The 15384-nt window shown below is 67.3% G+C and carries 17 protein-coding genes; 12 read left to right on the top strand and 5 right to left on the bottom strand.

Annotated elements, in window-relative coordinates; all coding sequences use genetic code 11:
- Positions 1-50: 50 nt before the first annotated feature.
- Positions 51-1832, bottom strand: coding sequence for a GGDEF domain-containing protein (locus C0099_RS11585; protein WP_102247560.1), 1782 nt, complete (start codon positions 1830-1832; stop codon positions 51-53).
- 156 nt (positions 1833-1988) lie between these two features.
- Between C0099_RS11585 and C0099_RS11580 the strand changes: the two genes are divergently transcribed.
- Together C0099_RS11580 and C0099_RS11575 are read left to right on the top strand one after the other, a co-directional pair.
- Positions 1989-3377, top strand: coding sequence for a DUF2868 domain-containing protein (locus C0099_RS11580; protein WP_102247559.1), 1389 nt, complete (start codon positions 1989-1991; stop codon positions 3375-3377).
- Positions 3370-4764, top strand: a complete 1395-nt coding sequence (locus C0099_RS11575) for a DUF3482 domain-containing protein (RefSeq protein WP_102247558.1) — start codon at positions 3370-3372, stop codon at positions 4762-4764. Before C0099_RS11580 ends, C0099_RS11575 begins: the two co-directional genes overlap by 8 nt.
- A gap of 6 nt (positions 4765-4770) precedes the next feature.
- On the opposite strand, the gene C0099_RS11570 is transcribed toward C0099_RS11575, so the two are convergent.
- From C0099_RS11570 to murJ, 4 genes are all read right to left on the bottom strand, one after another.
- On the bottom strand, positions 4771-5031 hold the full coding sequence (locus C0099_RS11570; RefSeq protein ID WP_102247557.1) for an acyl carrier protein: 261 nt from the start codon (positions 5029-5031) through the stop codon (positions 4771-4773).
- Complete coding sequence (locus C0099_RS11565) at positions 5028-6125, bottom strand: cytochrome P450 family protein (protein ID WP_102247556.1); 1098 nt, start codon at positions 6123-6125, stop codon at positions 5028-5030. The genes C0099_RS11570 and C0099_RS11565 overlap by 4 nt, the downstream gene beginning before the upstream one ends.
- 4 nt (positions 6126-6129) lie before the next feature.
- Positions 6130-6801 (bottom strand): NeuD/PglB/VioB family sugar acetyltransferase, encoded by a 672-nt coding sequence (locus tag C0099_RS11560; RefSeq protein ID WP_164084909.1) that lies wholly within the window; start codon positions 6799-6801, stop codon positions 6130-6132.
- Between the two features lie 84 nt (positions 6802-6885).
- Complete coding sequence (murJ, locus tag C0099_RS11555) at positions 6886-8424, bottom strand: murein biosynthesis integral membrane protein MurJ (protein ID WP_102247554.1); 1539 nt, start codon at positions 8422-8424, stop codon at positions 6886-6888.
- 280 nt (positions 8425-8704) lie between these two features.
- Between murJ and rpsT the strand changes: the two genes are divergently transcribed.
- From rpsT to C0099_RS11505, 10 genes are all read left to right on the top strand, one after another.
- Positions 8705-8971: a 30S ribosomal protein S20 gene (gene rpsT / locus C0099_RS11550; RefSeq protein ID WP_102247553.1), complete on the top strand. Its 267-nt coding sequence runs from the start codon at positions 8705-8707 to the stop codon at positions 8969-8971.
- 181 nt (positions 8972-9152) lie between these two features.
- Positions 9153-10328, top strand: a complete 1176-nt coding sequence (locus C0099_RS11545) for an aspartate aminotransferase family protein (protein ID WP_102247552.1) — start codon at positions 9153-9155, stop codon at positions 10326-10328.
- A 10-nt stretch (positions 10329-10338) separates the two neighbouring features.
- Complete coding sequence (gene argF, locus C0099_RS11540) at positions 10339-11262, top strand: ornithine carbamoyltransferase (RefSeq protein ID WP_102247551.1); 924 nt, start codon at positions 10339-10341, stop codon at positions 11260-11262.
- A 150-nt stretch (positions 11263-11412) separates the two neighbouring features.
- Positions 11413-12642: an argininosuccinate synthase gene (locus C0099_RS11535; RefSeq protein WP_102247550.1), complete on the top strand. Its 1230-nt coding sequence runs from the start codon at positions 11413-11415 to the stop codon at positions 12640-12642.
- A gap of 24 nt (positions 12643-12666) precedes the next feature.
- Complete coding sequence (locus C0099_RS11530; RefSeq protein ID WP_102247549.1) at positions 12667-12897, top strand: DUF2788 domain-containing protein; 231 nt, start codon at positions 12667-12669, stop codon at positions 12895-12897.
- 10 nt (positions 12898-12907) lie between these two features.
- Positions 12908-13231, top strand: a complete 324-nt coding sequence (gene ppnP, locus C0099_RS11525) for a pyrimidine/purine nucleoside phosphorylase (protein ID WP_102247548.1) — start codon at positions 12908-12910, stop codon at positions 13229-13231.
- Between the two features lie 35 nt (positions 13232-13266).
- Positions 13267-13752 (top strand): YajQ family cyclic di-GMP-binding protein, encoded by a 486-nt coding sequence (locus tag C0099_RS11520; protein ID WP_102247547.1) that lies wholly within the window; start codon positions 13267-13269, stop codon positions 13750-13752.
- A 117-nt stretch (positions 13753-13869) separates the two neighbouring features.
- A complete protein-coding gene (locus C0099_RS11515) occupies positions 13870-14178 on the top strand; it encodes a nucleotidyltransferase family protein (protein ID WP_228151575.1) in 309 nt (102 codons plus the stop codon).
- The gene (locus tag C0099_RS11510; RefSeq protein WP_102247546.1) at positions 14175-14564 is read left to right on the top strand and encodes a HepT-like ribonuclease domain-containing protein; all 390 of its coding nucleotides are present in this window, start codon (positions 14175-14177) and stop codon (positions 14562-14564) included. The genes C0099_RS11515 and C0099_RS11510 overlap by 4 nt, the downstream gene beginning before the upstream one ends.
- A 146-nt stretch (positions 14565-14710) precedes the next feature.
- Entirely contained in the window at positions 14711-15307 is a 597-nt protein-coding gene (locus C0099_RS11505; RefSeq protein ID WP_102247545.1) for a GspH/FimT family pseudopilin, read from the top strand.
- Positions 15308-15384: the final 77 nt, after the last annotated feature.

Raw genomic sequence — 15384 nt, 5'->3', positions numbered from 1 at the left:
AGCGGAGCAGACGAACAATTCCGAGCGAATTCGTCGGTTCGAGCCTCAAGCTAGCCGGCCACCAGCACCCGGTTCTTCCCCGCCCGTTTGGCCGCGTACATGGCCTTGTCGGCACGGTCGATGGCTTCCGCCGCCGTCTCTTCGGCGCCGATGCAGGCGATGCCGGCACTGAAGGTGATCAGTATGCGGCTGTTGTCGGCAAGAAAGATGTGCTTGGTCAGCGCGCGCTGCAAGCGCGTCATGATCTCGGCGGCCTGCTCAACGTCGGCATCGGGCAGCAGGACCAGGAATTCCTCGCCGCCAAGCCGCCCGATGACGTCCTGCTGGCGCAGCGAGCCGCGAGCGACGTCGGCCAGATGGCGCAGCGCCTCGTCGCCGGTGCGGTGGCCGAAGGTGTCGTTGAGTTGCTTGAAGTTGTCCAGATCCAGCACGCCGACGCACAGCACCGCGCTGTGGCGGCGTGCGCGCGAGATCTCGCGCGCGATCGCCTCGTCCAGGCCCTTGCGGTTGAGCACGCCGGTGAGCGGGTCGTAGCGCACCAGTTCGCTGGTCTCGTCGAGTTCGCGTTGCAAGCGCGTGATCAGCGAATTGGCCGCCTCGACCTGTTCGCGCAGCGCGCCGATTTCGGCGCTGGAGCGCTGTGCCGTCTGCTGCACGGCGCGCGTCTCGTCGAGCAGGGTCTCGACGACGCTCGACAGTTCGGAGACGTCGCCCGCGCCGCGGATGCGCACGGCGCAGTCGGACAGCGTCTGGTGATAGTGGCTGGTGGATTCGGACAGGCTCACGAGGCGGTCGACGAAGCCGCCGAGCATGCTTTTGAGGCGTTCCTGCGCGTCGGTGAGCTGGCGCTTGAGGTGGCGCTGCTTGTCGATCACGTCGCGCAGGCGACGCTCGAGCTCGTCGAGCGCGCGGATGTCGAGCGGGCGTTCGAACAGCAGGCCCAGGGCCTCGACCTGGCCGTGCAGCCACAGGTCGTCGACGACCAACTCGCCGATGTTGTCGACGATCAGGCGCAGCAGGTTGAGCAGCGAGGCGCGGATCGCGCGCTGGTCCTCGCCGGCCCATTCGAGCTTGGCCTCGAGCGCGCGCAGGCGCACGCCGAGCGACTCGTCCGCGGCGTGCGGGTCGATGTCGTGCTCGATGGTGTCGGCGATGGCGCGCGCTTCCTGTGCGAGCGCAGTTTCCTCTCCAACCAGCGGCGCGACGCCGCGGCGCAGTAGCAGTGCGAGCCAGGCGGCGAAGGAAGGCTGCTCGGCAACTGCGTCTGCCGGTTCTTCAGCGCTGCGGCGGCGTTCGGTGGCGGGCGTTTTAGCCGCGTCGGCAGCGTCGTCGCTCCAGTGGTTCAGGCGTTCGGCCAGCGGCTCGCGCTGCCAGCCCTGAACCAGACCACTGAGTCGAGCGAACAGCGTCTCCGGGTTGGCCGTGTTCGCAGCCAGCACGTGGTCGACGGCAGCGAGCTTGCGCGCGCGAGTGAGGTTCTGATGCGGTGTGTCGAGCAGGCTCATCAGTTCGCGCAGCAGTTCCGCCCAGGAAGGGCGGGTCGCGGAAAGTGCCGCGAAGGTCGCGCCCAGCGCTTCGCGCACCTGATCCCAGTTGCCGGATTCGACCGCCCGCGCGAAGCGCGCCGCCAGCTGTTCGCGCTCCGGTGTATCGCGTGGCAGGTGATCCGCGATGGATGTCAGCGTCTCGAACGGAAAGTCGCCGACCGGCTGCCCCGAAATGTCCGCGTAGGCCGCGCGGAAGTTGTCGGGCGTCGGCGCGACGCGCTTGAGGGCGAGTTGCCGCAGCGCTTCGCGTGCGATGTCCAGCGGTTGCAGGGGAAGCTTGCTCATGTTCTTCCGTTGCGATGTGTGCCGAGGCGGCGGCGCGACCTTGACCGATGTTGATGGAGTATAACCGCGCAGCGCGCAGGGTTCCGCGCGCGGCCACCAGTGGCTGCTCGCGCTATCCTAGACGACCTTGTTCGCTCCCAACTTGATCCCGGTCACATGAATCGTCCTTCACCCCCGTCCTTCGAAGCGCGCTGGCTGGCAGAGGCCGTGCGACTGCGCGAGCGTGCGCGCGGCCGTCTGCCCGATGGCGAGGCGATGCGACACGCGCGCGCCATCGGGGGCAGTGCCGAGGCGCGCATCATCGCGCGGGCCCGCATGCTGGGCGAGGACAGCGGATTGGCCGTGGCCCTGCAGGCCTGGCGCCTGCGCATCCGGGCGGCAGCCGCGCTGTTCGGCCTGCTCGCTTTTCTCGCCGGGGTCGGTGCGGCGCTGGCCGCCGCCGGCGATGGCGTGCGGGCGATCAACGTGGTGTGGGCGCTGGGCGCACTGCTTGGCGTGCATGTGGTGATGCTGGTGTTGTGGGCCGGCGGCTTCGCGCTCTCCGGCGGCGGTTCGCTGGGAGTCGGCGCCTTGTGGAACTGGCTGGCGCGGCGGCTGGCGGGTGACACCTTCGAGGCGGCGTCGGCCTTCGCCGGCCTGCATGCGCGCGCCGGGCTGGTGCGCTGGTGGCTGGCCGGCGTCACCCATGGCATCTGGTCGGCGGCGCTCGCTGGCGCGCTGGCCGGCCTGCTGGCGACCTTTCTGCTGCGCGGCCACGCCTTCGTATGGGAGACCACCCTGCTGCCGGCGGACTTTTTCGTCGGCTTCGTTGCGGCGGCCGGCTGGTTGCCCGCCCAGCTTGGATTCGCGGTTCCCGATGCGGCGGCCGTCGCGGCCAGCGGCGGCTCGCCCTCCGCCGACGAGGCGGCACGCCAGGCCTGGGCGTCGTGGTTGCTGGGCTGTGTCCTGATCTATGGGTTGGTGCCGCGCATGCTGCTGTGGGTCGGCTGCGCGCTGCGCCTTTCGCGAGGTCGTGCCACGTTGCGTCTGGACACCACCTTGCCCGGCTTCGCCGAGCTGGCCGATGAGCTGGCACCGGCGAGCGAACGCATGGGTGTGACCGACGCGGCGCCGACGCGTATCGAGATCGGTCGCATCGAAGGCGCGGCGCATTTCGCCGCGGCCGCTGCTGCGGTGGCCATCGAGTTGCGCCCGGACACGCACTGGCCGCCGGACTGGCTTGGCGCGGCGCGTGACCTCGGCGTGGCCGATTCGCGCGAACAGCGTGCGCGGGCGCTGCGCGAACTGGGCGCGTCGCCGGTGCGTCGCCTGCTGGTGGTCTGCGACGCGCGCATCTCGCCCGATCGCGGCAGTCTCGCGCTGATCGCCGAACTGTCGCGCCTGGCCGGCGAGTGCGCTGTCTGGCTGGCAGGCGCCGACGTCGCCGAGGCCGAGCGTGTACGGCGCTGGCACGAGTCGCTGGAGCAGATCGGATTCGCGCCGGCGGCCGTGTTCGACTCGGCGACGGCGGCCGGCGCCTGGATCGTAGGAGGCACGCATGGCTGATTCGCGACGCCCGGTGCGCATCGCCGTCGTCGGGCACACCAATACCGGCAAGACCTCGCTGCTGCGTACGCTCGCCCGCGACACCGGTTTCGGCGAGGTCTCCAGCCGGCCGAGCACCACCCGCCACGTCGAGGGGGTGCGTCTGCTCGCCGACGGCGAGGTGCTGGTGGAGCTGTTCGACACCCCCGGCATGGAAGACCCCATCGCGCTGCTCGAAGTGCTTGAGGCCATCGCCGCGCCGCAGGGCGAGCGCCTGGACGGGCCGGCGCGCATCGAGCGCTTTCTCGATGGCGAGCCGGCCAGGAAGCGATTCGAGCAGGAGGCCAAGGTGCTGCGCCAGATGCTCGCCAGCGATGCCGGCTTTTACGTCGTCGACGCGCGCGATCCGGTGCTCGCCAAGCACCGCGATGAACTGGCCATCCTCGCCGCGTGTGCCGTGCCGCTGCTGCCCGTGCTCAACTTCGTGCGCAGCGCCGAGGCGGACGAATCCGCCTGGCGCGAGGCGCTCTCGCGCCTGGGCCTGCACGCCGTGGTGCGCTTCGATACGGTCGCGCCCGAGCGCGATGGCGAGCGACGCCTGTACGAAAAGCTCGCCACCTTGCTCGACGACTACCGGCCGTCGCTCGACCGCTTGATCGCGTGCCGCGAGCGCGAAGCCGCCCAGCGTCATGCCGACGCCTTGCGCCGCGTCGCCGCGCTGCTGGTGGATGTGGCCGCCGCACGCAGCAGCGCGCCGGCCGACGACGAGGAAGCGCGGCCCGCCGTCGAGGCCTTGTCGAACGCCGTGCGCGCACGCGAGCAGCAATGTGTCGACGCCTTGCTCGCGCTGTATCGTTTTCGCAGCGACGACGTCGATGCCGACGAACTACCGCTGGTCGAAGGGCGCTGGGAAGAGGACGTGTTCAGCCCCGAGGCGCTGCGCGCAGTCGGCATCAAGCTGGGCACCGGCGCGGCGGCCGGCGCGGCCGCGGGCGTCGGCGTGGACCTGATGTTCGGCGGCCTGACGCTGGGCGCGGCGGCGGCCATCGGCGCGCTCGCCGGTGGCGGCGCACGCGCCGTGATGCATTACGGCGACCGCCTGCTCGGCGCCGTCACCGGACGCCGCACGCTCGCCGTCGACGACGCCATCCTGCGCCTGCTGGCGCTGCGCGAACTGGCTCTGGTGGCCGCGCTGGAGTCGCGCGGCCATGCTGCCACCGAGCCCTTGCGTCGTGACGCGCGCGTCGCGCAATGGCGCGAGGGCGCGCTCACCAAGCCGCTCGAGCGCGCACGCGCCCACCCGGAATGGTCGGAACTGCTGGGCGAGGCCGAAGATGCGGACGGGCGGGCGCGCGCGATCGAGGCGTTGGCGGCAGCGCTCGAACGCCTGGAGTCGGAGCTGTCCTGACGCGGCTCAGCTGCCGGCGGCCGCGGAGCGGTCGCCGGCCAGATCGCGCAGCACCTCGCGGATCCGCATCAGCGTCATGTCCTCGTTGACCACTTCGACATCGATTTCGACGTCGAAGCCCTGCTCCAGACTCATCACGAAATCCAGCAACCCGAGCGAATCGAGTTCCAGGTCGGCGAGCACCGTATCCAGGCCCGAATCGGCCAGTTGCGCACCGAAGTGATCGTGGACGAGGGCATCGAAGCGGTTGTTGAAGTCCTGCGTCATGGGGAGCTTCCGTATTGTCTGAAAACGCCCGCCACCGGCGGCTCGGGCCGGACGGCGGACCAGTCGATGGCGTGATGGGCGCCACGCAGCGCGTCGAGGAAGGCATCCGTCAGCGCCAGCGCCAGAGCCTGCCCGGCGCACATGTGCGCGCCCGCGCCGAAGGCCAGCGAGCGTTGCTGCCGCGCCAGTACGTCGGCGTTGGCCCACGGCAGCATCAGCAGCACGTGATCGCCCGCCGAAATGGCGTGCCCGGCCACCCGGACGTCCTTGCGAGCGCTGCGCCCGATGTAGTTGACCGGCGCGGTGCGCGCGAACAACTGCACCGCGGTGATCGATTCGAGCAACTGTGCGCGCTCCGCCTCGGGGGCGGACAGCCACGTGCACAGATAGGCGGTGATGCCGCCGATGATCGGCTCTCGTCCCTGCAGCACGTAGCTCGTAAGGATCGCGTCGCGAACGTCGTCGCGCGGACCGGGCTCGCCACGATGCGCCGCCAGCTCGTCGAAGAGGGCCTTGATCTGGGCGGACTTCGCGGCCAGCTTGCGCGGGTGATGCATGTATTCGAGCATCGCCGCGCCGCCGCCGATACGCGCCGGCCATTCGGCCGGGACGTCGTCGTCGGCCAGGAAGACCTGCAGGATCGCGTCCACCCCCGGCGCGACCACGTCGCGCGTCAGCGCGCAGGGCGGATGCTGCGTCAGGCGGTCGAAATGGCTGCGCGCACCGGCGCTCAGCCGCTTGCCGTGCCGTTGCAGGCTGCGTGCGTACGCGCAGACGAATTGCTGTCGAACGTCGGCATGTGCCGGTCGGTCGGTCTGCAACGGATTGTGTGTCAGGAAGCGGTAGGCTTCGCTCGCGTCGATGTCCGTGTGTTCGCTGAGCCGCTGGATCGACGCGGCGATCGGCGCGGGGGCGAAGCTGTCGTCGTCGGTCAGGATGCTGCGGGTGGCAGTTGCGTCCAGCACGAAATGGGTGCGCTCCGTCCCGCTGGTGACGGTTTCGATTGGCTCTCCGCTGAGAGGCAGATCGGAGATCAGGTGGTCGCGCGAGCCAACCAGTTGGGCGATGCGCTTGTTGACCCGGTTCGCATGCATACTTTCAGCTAACCTCGCTTCGTTCGCCGGTGTCCAGACGCCGCAACAGGCGTGCGGGCGCCCCGCCGATCAGAGCTCCGCCCTCGAAGCTGCCGGCCACCAGTGCCCCGCCCATGACCGTGCTCCATGCCCCGACCGAGGCGTCGGGCAGGAAGTTGGCACCGGTGCCGATTTCGCAGCCGTCGCCGATGATGACGTGGCCGGCCGCATTCACGCCAGGTCCCAGGTGTGCGTGGGCGCCAATGCGGTTGTGGTGACCGACGCAGCCGGCGCCGTTGATGATGGTGTCGTCGCCGATCGCGCTGGCCGCGCCGATCAGTGCATTCGCGCCAATATACGTGCCTTCCCCGATATGGGCGGTCGTCGCGATGACGGCGGTCGGGTGGATGACGGTGTGCACGGTCAGTGCCGCAGCGCGCAGTTCGTCGAAGATGCGTTTGCGCGCGCGGTTGTCGCCGATGCCGACGATGAAGGCGTCACATTCGACGTCCTTGGCGTGCGACAGGGGGCCGAGCACGGGCAGCCCTGCGACCGTCGTTCCGCGCAGTTCGGGCGTGTCGTCGAGAAAGCCGGCGGCGCGCACCGGGTGCCCGGCACGCGTGGCCGCGAACAGCGCTTCAGCGATGGTCTGGCCATGTCCGCCCGCGCCGATGATCACGACTGTGCTCGATTGCATTATCCCGTGAGTCTCCTGATTCCCTGGATTCATCGTAAAGCGCGCAGTACTTGCAGCTTCCGCGGTCAGACTGTCGGAGGCGGCTCAGTGCGCAACGTGTTTGCGGAAATCGCTCAGGCGAAAGCCCAGCGCGAACAGGGTTGCAAAGTACACCGCGATGCCGCCGGCGACCAGCGCGGCCAGGTGGGCGATGCGCTCGAGCGCGGTGTAGGCGAGCCAGGTGTGGGTCTCGCCCATGCCCCACCACAGCGCGGCGCCGAGCACTACCAGTGCGATCGCGAGACGCGCGACGAAGCCGCCCCAGCCCGGCAGTGGCGTGAAGGCGCCGCGAACGCGCAGGCCCCGGTAGAGCAGGGCGGCGTTGAGCAGCGCGGCCAGGCCGATCGACAGCGCCAGCCCGGTGTGCTGCAGCGGCACGATGAAGATCACGTTCATCACCTGCGTGGCGGCCAGCGTGATCAGCGCGAACTTGACCGGAGTGCGTACGTCCTGACGCGCATAGAAGCCGGGCGCGAGGATCTTGACGGCGATCAGCCCGGTCAGGCCGACGCTGTAGGCGATCAGCGCGGTGCGCGTGTGCAGCACGTCCTCGGGCGTGAATGCGCCGTGCTGGAACAGCGTGGAGATCAGCGGTGCCGCGAGCACGGCCAGCGCCAGCGCCGCGGGCAGCGTGAGCATCAGGGTCAGGCGCAGCCCCCAGTCGAGCATGGACGAGAATTCCTCGGTCCTGCCGTCGGCGTTTAGTCTGGACAGGCCCGGCAGCAGGATGGTGCCGAGCGCCGCGCCCAGCAGGCCGGCGGGGAATTCCATCAGGCGGTCGGCGTAGTACAGCCACGACACGCTGCCGCTTTGCAGGAAGGAGGCGAAGATGGTGTTGATGAACAGCGAGATCTGCGCAACGGACACCGCCAGCATCGCAGGGAGCATGAGCTTGAGCACGCGCTGCACGCCGGGGTCGGACCACTTCAGGTCGAAGCGCGGCAGCATGCCGATCTTCGCCAGTGGGCGGATCTGCAGCGCGAGTTGAAGCACGCCGCCGATGAACACCGCCCAGGCCAGCGCCAGCACCGGCGGGTCGAACCAGGGTGCCGCGAACAGCGCCATGATGATGAAGGACAGGTTGAGAAGCACCGGCGTGAAGGCCGGGATCGCGAAGCGGCTCCAGGTGTTGAGCACGCCGCCGGCCAGCGCCACCAGCGACATGAACAGGATGTAGGGTGCGGTGATGCGCGTCATCTCGACGGTCAGCGCGAACTTGTCGGCGTCTGCCGCGAAGCCGGGCGCAGAGATGTACACCAGCACCGGGGCGGCGAACACGCCGAAGGCCGAGATCGCCGTGACGGCCAGCCCCAGCACGGTGGCCACCCGGCTGGTCAGCGTCAGCGCCTCGGCGTCGCCGCGCTGTCGGCGGTACTCGGCCAGGATGGGTACGAAGGCCTGCGAGAACGCGCCCTCGGCGAACATGCGCCGCAGGATGTTGGGCAGTCGGAAGGCGACGAAGAAGGCGTCGGTGGTCGCGCCCGCACCGAAGCTGCGGGCAATCACGAAGTCGCGCACGAAGCCGAGAACACGCGAGAGCAACGTCATGCTGCTGACCGTGGCGAGGGCGCGGAGAAGGTTCATTCGGCGGGCGTGGGCTAAAAGGCGCCATGATACCGGGGGCTTCGTCGTAGGTCGCGTCGAGCGTAGCGAGTGCGACACCCCCCCTCGCATCCTGACGGCGACGTCGGACTTCGCCTGCGGCTCACTCCGACCTACCTCTGGAAGGCGGAGGTTTGGATAGCGGTATTTCTTCCCGCTTCAAGCTTCAAACTTCCCGGCGTGTGGCGGGTTGCTTGCAAGTCGCCGCATGTCGGGGTAACATTCCGCGTTTCGTAGAACCCATTAACACGGAAGAACATACATGGCCAACTCGGCACAAGCCCGCAAGCGCGCCCGCCAGGCCGTCAAGGCCCGCGGCCACAACGCCAGCCTTCGCTCGCGTCTGCGTACCGCCATCAAGGCCGTGCGCAAGGCCGTCGCCGATGGCGACAAGGCTGCAGCGCAGACGGTTTTCAGCACCTCGATGAGCACCATCGACAGCATCGCGGACAAGAACATCATCCACAAGAACAAGGCTTCGCGGCACAAGAGCCGCCTGTCGGCTGCAGTCAAGTCGATGGCTGCCTGATTCGCGCATCGCGCGCATTGAAACGGCGACTTCGGTCGCCGTTTTTGTTGGGCTTGCGCGCCGGCAGATCGCCCGCATTCTGTACTTCGCAGGCGCATTCGCTTAAAATCGGCCGCTTGAATCCCCACGGCGGCGCCTGCCGCCGTGCGTGTTTCTGGACCTATCCGATCGGGGTTTTGCGATGTCGCACGTGATGAACACCTACGCCAGGATGCCGGTCGCCTTCACGCATGGCGAGGGCGCGTGGCTGTTCGACGAAACCGGCAAGCGCTATCTCGATGCGCTGTCGGGCATCGCGGTGTCGACCCTGGGCCACAACCATCCGCGCCTGGTGCGCGCGATCGCCGGCCAGGCCGCGTGCGTGCTGCACACCTCGAATCTGTACCGCATTCCCTTGCAGGAAGAACTCGCTGACCGTCTGGCCGCGATGTCGGGCATGGACGAGGTGTTCTTCTGCAATTCCGGCTGCGAGGCCAACGAGGCCGCGATCAAGCTCGCGCGCATGTACGGCCACAAGCGCGAGGTCGCCAACCCCACGATCATCGTCATGGAAGGCGCCTTCCACGGCCGCACCATGGCGACGCTGTCGGCCACCGGCAACCGCAAGTCGCAGGCCGGCTTCGAACCGCTGGTGTCGGGCTTCGTGCGCGTGCCCTACCGCGACATCGACGCCATCCGCAAGGTGGCCGAGCACAATCCGAACATCGTTGCCGTGTTCCTCGAGATCATCCAGGGCGAGGGCGGCATCAACATCGCCGACGAGGCCTTCCAGCGCGAACTGCGCACCGTGTGCGACGAGCGCGAGTGGCTGTTGATGTGCGACGAGGTGCAATGCGGCATGGGGCGCACCGGCAAGTGGTTCGGCTTCCAGCACGCGGGCATCGCGCCGGACGTGATCACGCTGGCCAAGGGCCTGGGTTCGGGCGTGCCGATCGGCGCGTGTATTTCCGCCGGCCGCGCCAAGGGCCTGTTCGGGCCGGGCAACCATGGCTCGACTTTCGGCGGCAATCCGCTCGCCTGCGCCGCCGCGCTCGAGACGCTGGCGGTCATCGACGACGAGGGCCTGATGGGCAGGGCCGTCGAGATCGGCGAGTTCATCCGCAACGGCATTGCGCAGGGGCTCGAGGGCGTGGCCGGAGTGCGCGACATTCGTGGCCGCGGCCTGATGATCGGCATCGAACTGGACCGGCCGTGCGGCGTACTCGTCGCGCAGGCGCTGGAAGCCGGGTTGCTGATCAACGTCACCAGCGAGCGCGTGGTGCGTCTGCTGCCGCCGCTGACCTTCGGCCGCGAAGAGGCGAACGCGCTGCTCGAGCGGCTGGTGCCGCTGCTCCGCGACTTCCTGCGGCAGAACTGAGACCGGACCGATGAGTACGCTCAAGCATTTCCTGCAGTTCCGTGACCTCTCGCGCGACGAATACGACTACCTGTTCGAGCGCGCGCGCTGGATCAAGGACAAGTTCAAGCGCTACGAGCCCTATCACCCGCTGTTCGATCGCACGCTGGTGATGATCTTCGAGAAGGCCAGCACGCGTACGCGTCTGTCCTTCGAGGCCGGCATGCACCAGCTCGGCGGCACGGCCATCTACCTGAATACGCGCGACTCGCAACTGGGCCGCGGCGAGCCGGTCGAAGACGCTGCGCAGGTGGTCTCGCGCATGAGTGATCTGGTGATGATCCGCACCTTCGAGCAGGAGATCATCGAGCGTTTCGCCGCCTATTCGCGCGTGCCGGTGATCAACGGCCTGACCAACGAATACCACCCGTGCCAGATCCTGGCCGACATCTTCACCTACATCGAGCACCGCGGCCCCATCCAGGGCAAGACCGTGGCGTGGATCGGCGACTCCAACAACATGTGCAACACCTGGCTGCAGGCAGCCGAGGTGCTGGGCTTCAACGTGCACGTGTCGACGCCGCCGGGCTACGAGGTCGAGCCCGAGCGCGCCAACCTCTACGGCACCGACCACTTCGAGGAATTCGCCGACCCCATCGACGCCTGCCGCGGCGCCGACCTGGTGACCACCGATGTGTGGACCTCGATGGGCTTCGAGGCCGAGAACGAGCAGCGTATGAAGGCCTTCGCCGACTGGTGCGTGGATGCCGACATGATGGCCGTGGCCAGGCCCGACGCGCTGTTCATGCACTGCCTGCCGGCGCACCGCGGCGAGGAAGTCACGGCCGAGGTCATCGATGGCCCGCATTCGGTGGTGTGGGACGAGGCTGAAAACCGGCTACATGCCCAGAAAGCACTCATGGAATATCTGCTGCTGGGGCGGGTCGACTCGTAGCAAAGTAGGGCGCAATGGCCGAAGGGCATTGCGCCGGATTGGCCAAGCATTCGGCGGATTACGCTGCGCTAATCCGCCCTACGGGATGCGTTGGGCGGTTAATTCGAATCAACCAAGGCGCATCGCGCGCCGAACCAATCGGGAACACAGATGAGCGATGTAAACAAAGTCGTGCTCGCGTATTCGGGCGGGCTGGATACCTCGGTGATCCTCAAGTGGCTGCAGGACACCTACGGCTGCGAGGTGGTCACCTTCACCGCCGATCTGGGCCAGGGCGAAGAGCTGGAGCCGGCGCGCACCAAGGCGCTCAAATTCGGCATCCAGCCCGAGAACATCTTCATCGACGATCTGCGCGAAGAGTTCGTGCGTGATTTCGTGTTCCCGATGTTCCGCGCCAACACCATCTACGAAGGCGAGTACCTGCTCGGCACCTCGATCGCGCGCCCGCTCATCGCCAAGCGCCAGATCGAGATCGCGCAGGCCACCGGCGCCGACGCCGTCTCGCATGGTGCCACCGGCAAGGGCAACGACCAGGTGCGCTTCGAGCTCGGCTACTACGCGCTGATGCCCAACGTGAAGGTCATTGCGCCGTGGCGCGAGTGGGACCTGCTCTCGCGCGAGAAGCTGCTCGACTACGCCGAGAAGGCCGGCATCCCCATCGAGATGAAGCACAAGCAGGGCGGCTCGCCGTACTCGATGGACGCCAACCTGCTGCACATCTCCTACGAAGGCCGTCATCTGGAAGATCCGGCGGCGGAAGCCGAGGAGGAGATGTGGCGCTGGACCGTGTCGCCGGAGGCTGCCCCCGACGAGGCGCAGTACGTGGATCTGGAGTTCGAGCGCGGCGATCTGGTCGCCATCGACGGCACGCGCATGAAGGCGCACGAACTGCTCGCCAGGCTCAACGAGCTGGGCGGCAAGCACGGCATCGGGCGGCTGGACCTGGTCGAGAACCGCTACGTCGGCATGAAGAGCCGCGGCTGCTACGAGACGCCGGGCGGCACCATCCTGCTGCGTGCGCACCGCGCCATCGAGTCGATCACGCTGGACCGCGAAGTCGCGCATCTCAAGGATGACCTGATGCCGCGCTACGCCACCACCATCTACAACGGCTACTGGTGGAGCCCCGAACGGCTCGCCATGCAGGCGCTGATCGACCAGACGCAGGCCGTGGTCAATGGCTGGGTGCGTGTGAAGCTCTACAAGGGCAACGTCATCGTCACCGGGCGCGACTCGAAGACCGATTCGCTGTTCGATCCGTCCATCGCCACCTTCGAGGACGACGCCGGCGCCTACGACCAGCGCGACGCCCACGGCTTCATCCGCCTGAACGCGCTGCGCATGCGCATCGCCGCCAACGCCAAGATCCGCCGGGGCTGAGGGGAAGGCGGGCGGTAGCGCGGCATGGAGACTCCGCCGACCATCTTCGGCCTCACGGTCGCCGAGTTCGAGGCGATCTCGCTGAAGGTGCTGCTGACCGCGCTGATCCTCTACATGCTGTTCATCATCGGCAATCTGGCGTGGAAGTCCAAGGCCGGAAAGTACGGCACGGTGTGGCTGTTCGTGGCACTGGGCGTAGGCTTTCTGGGCTTTGTCGCCAAACCGCTGATCCAGCGTTTTCTCGGTATCGAGTAAAGGAAACCGAATGAGCATCACCGAAAAGTATTCCGGCGTGGAACTGACGACCGCCGGCAACGTGTATTTCGACGGCAAGTGCGTCAGCCACGACTTCGTCACCGCCGACGGCGTGCACAAGTCGGTCGGCGTGGTGTTGCCGGCCAAGCTGACCTTCGGCACATCCAAGCCGGAAGTCATGGAGTGCGTCGCGGGCGGCTGTCGCTACCTGCTCAAGGGCGCGTCGGAGTGGAAGACGTGCTCGCCGGGCGAGATGTTCAGCATCCCGGAGAATTCCGGTTTCGACATCGAAGTGGCCGACGAGCCGTTCCACTACATCTGCCACTACGGCTGAGCCGTCGCCGGCCGCAAGCTTTCCAGGGGGTTGCCATGCCGTCCTTCGACATCACTTCCGAAGTCGACCTCGTCGCGCTCAAGAACGCGGTCGAAGTCGCCAACCGCAAGATCGCCAACCGCTACGACTTCAAGGGCACCAGCGCCACCATCGAACAGGCCGACAAGCTGCTCACGCTCATCGGCGACAGCCATTTCCAGCTCGAACAGATGATGGCCATCCTGCTGCCCGAGATGACGGGCAAGAAGGTCGACGTACGCTGCCTCGAGCACGGCGAAGTGCAGAAGGTCGGCGGCAACAAGGTCAAGCAGGAGCTCAAGGTGCGCGTGGGCATCGAGCAGGAGCCGGCCAAGAAGATCGTGCGCATCCTCAAGGACAGCAAGCTCAAGGTCCAGGCCGCCATCCAGGGCGAGGCCGTGCGCGTGTCCGGCGCCAAGCGCGACGTGCTGCAGGACGCCATCGCGCTGGTCAAGAAGGAAGTCACCGACCTGCCGCTGCAGTACGGGAATTTCCGCGACTGAGGTGGGCTCAGGCATGCGCCGCGGGTGCTCGGGCACAACAGCTCGTGGCTGGCCCGTTGCCTGGCCGGCGTCTGTTGGCGCAGAATCCCGCTACGTGCCACTCTCGTGCATTTGTTGATGAAGGCTGTCGCCGCCATGAAACCTTCCAAGGCACTTGCCTTGCATCGTAGCGAGATTCGCCGGATCGTCGAATCGCACCGCGCTCGCAATCCTCGCGTTTTCGGCTCGGTACTTCATGACGAGGATACGGAGTCGAGCGATCTCGATCTGCTCGTCGATCCCACGCCCGACACGACGCTCTTCGATATCGGCGCGATTCGCCACGAACTGCTGGGTTTGCTCGGCGTGCCGGTGGATGTCCTGACGCCCGATGCATTGCCAGAGAAGTTCCGTACCCAGGTGATTGGGGAAGCGCGGCCGGTATGAGCCCCAAGGACGTTCGAAGGCTCGACGACTACCTTGGTCACATATCCGAGGCGATCGGGCGCATCGAACGTTACACGGCGAGTATGGACGCCGATGCGTTTCTCCGCGACGAACTGGTACAGGACGCGGTCGTCCGCAATCTCGAGATCATCGGTGAAGCCCGTCGCAACATTTCGGTTCGGTTTCCCGATTTCGCGTTGGCACATCCCGAGTTGCCATTGGCGTCCGCGTATCAAATGCGCAATGCCGTCGCGCACGGATATTTTCAGGTCGATTTTGGCGTCGTCTGGAAGACGATCACCGCCGAATTGCCTGCCTATCAACGTCAACTTCAGGCGCTCCGTGCCGACCCTCCGGAAACTACCGGTCGCGATCACTCTGACTGATCCGGCGCAGGAGTTCGGCGATCGTGAAATCAGGGGTTTGGTGCTGGGCAGCGTGCGGATTCGCACGTGGTCGATGACATCGGTATTGCGTACACGGCTCGCGAGGTATACCTTCGTCATTTTCCAGGGTTCGTCATGAGCCGACCATGCGCAGCTTTCCCGCACGTCCGCAGGGCCTCACCCTGATCGAGCTGGTCGTCACCATCGCCATTCTCGCCATCGTGATTGCGCTGGCCGCGCCGTCCTTCGCGGCGATCGTGCGCGACAACCGCATCGCCACCGGTACCAATCAACTCATGGGTGCGCTGCAGACCGCGCGCTCGGAAGCCGTGCGGCGCGGACATCGGGTCAACCTCTGCGTCAGCCAGAATCTGCTGACGTGCGTCGACGGCGATTCCGCGGCTGGCTGGGACGGGGGGTGGCTCATGTTCGCTGATCAGGACGGCGACAATGTCCTCGACGACGACGAGGAGATACTGCAGGTCGGCAATCCTCTGCGCGGGCTGCAGGCCAGCGGCAACGGGCCGGTGAAGACGTCCATCTCCTTCGCCGCCACCGGTCAGCCACGCCAGGCCGGCACGATCGGCCTGTGTGGCGGTGTCGGCGAGCACGTGGGCCGCAGCATCGTCATTTCCGTGGTCGGACGCATCCGGCACGACCACGTCGAATGCGAGGCATCGACCCCGGCATCCCCCGAACCCGTCGACCCCGACGATTTCGCCCCCTACCCCGAAGAGGGCTGACCCGACCACTGATCGCGGCGCGCGCGCCGCTCGTCGTCGCTGCCTTGTCCACCGCGCCGGAAGCGGCCATCGTGGCC

The organism is Pseudazoarcus pumilus (assembly GCF_002872475.1).
Lineage (GTDB): Bacteria > Pseudomonadota > Gammaproteobacteria > Burkholderiales > Rhodocyclaceae > Pseudazoarcus > Pseudazoarcus pumilus.
This window is presented reverse-complemented; position numbering and strand designations above follow the sequence as displayed.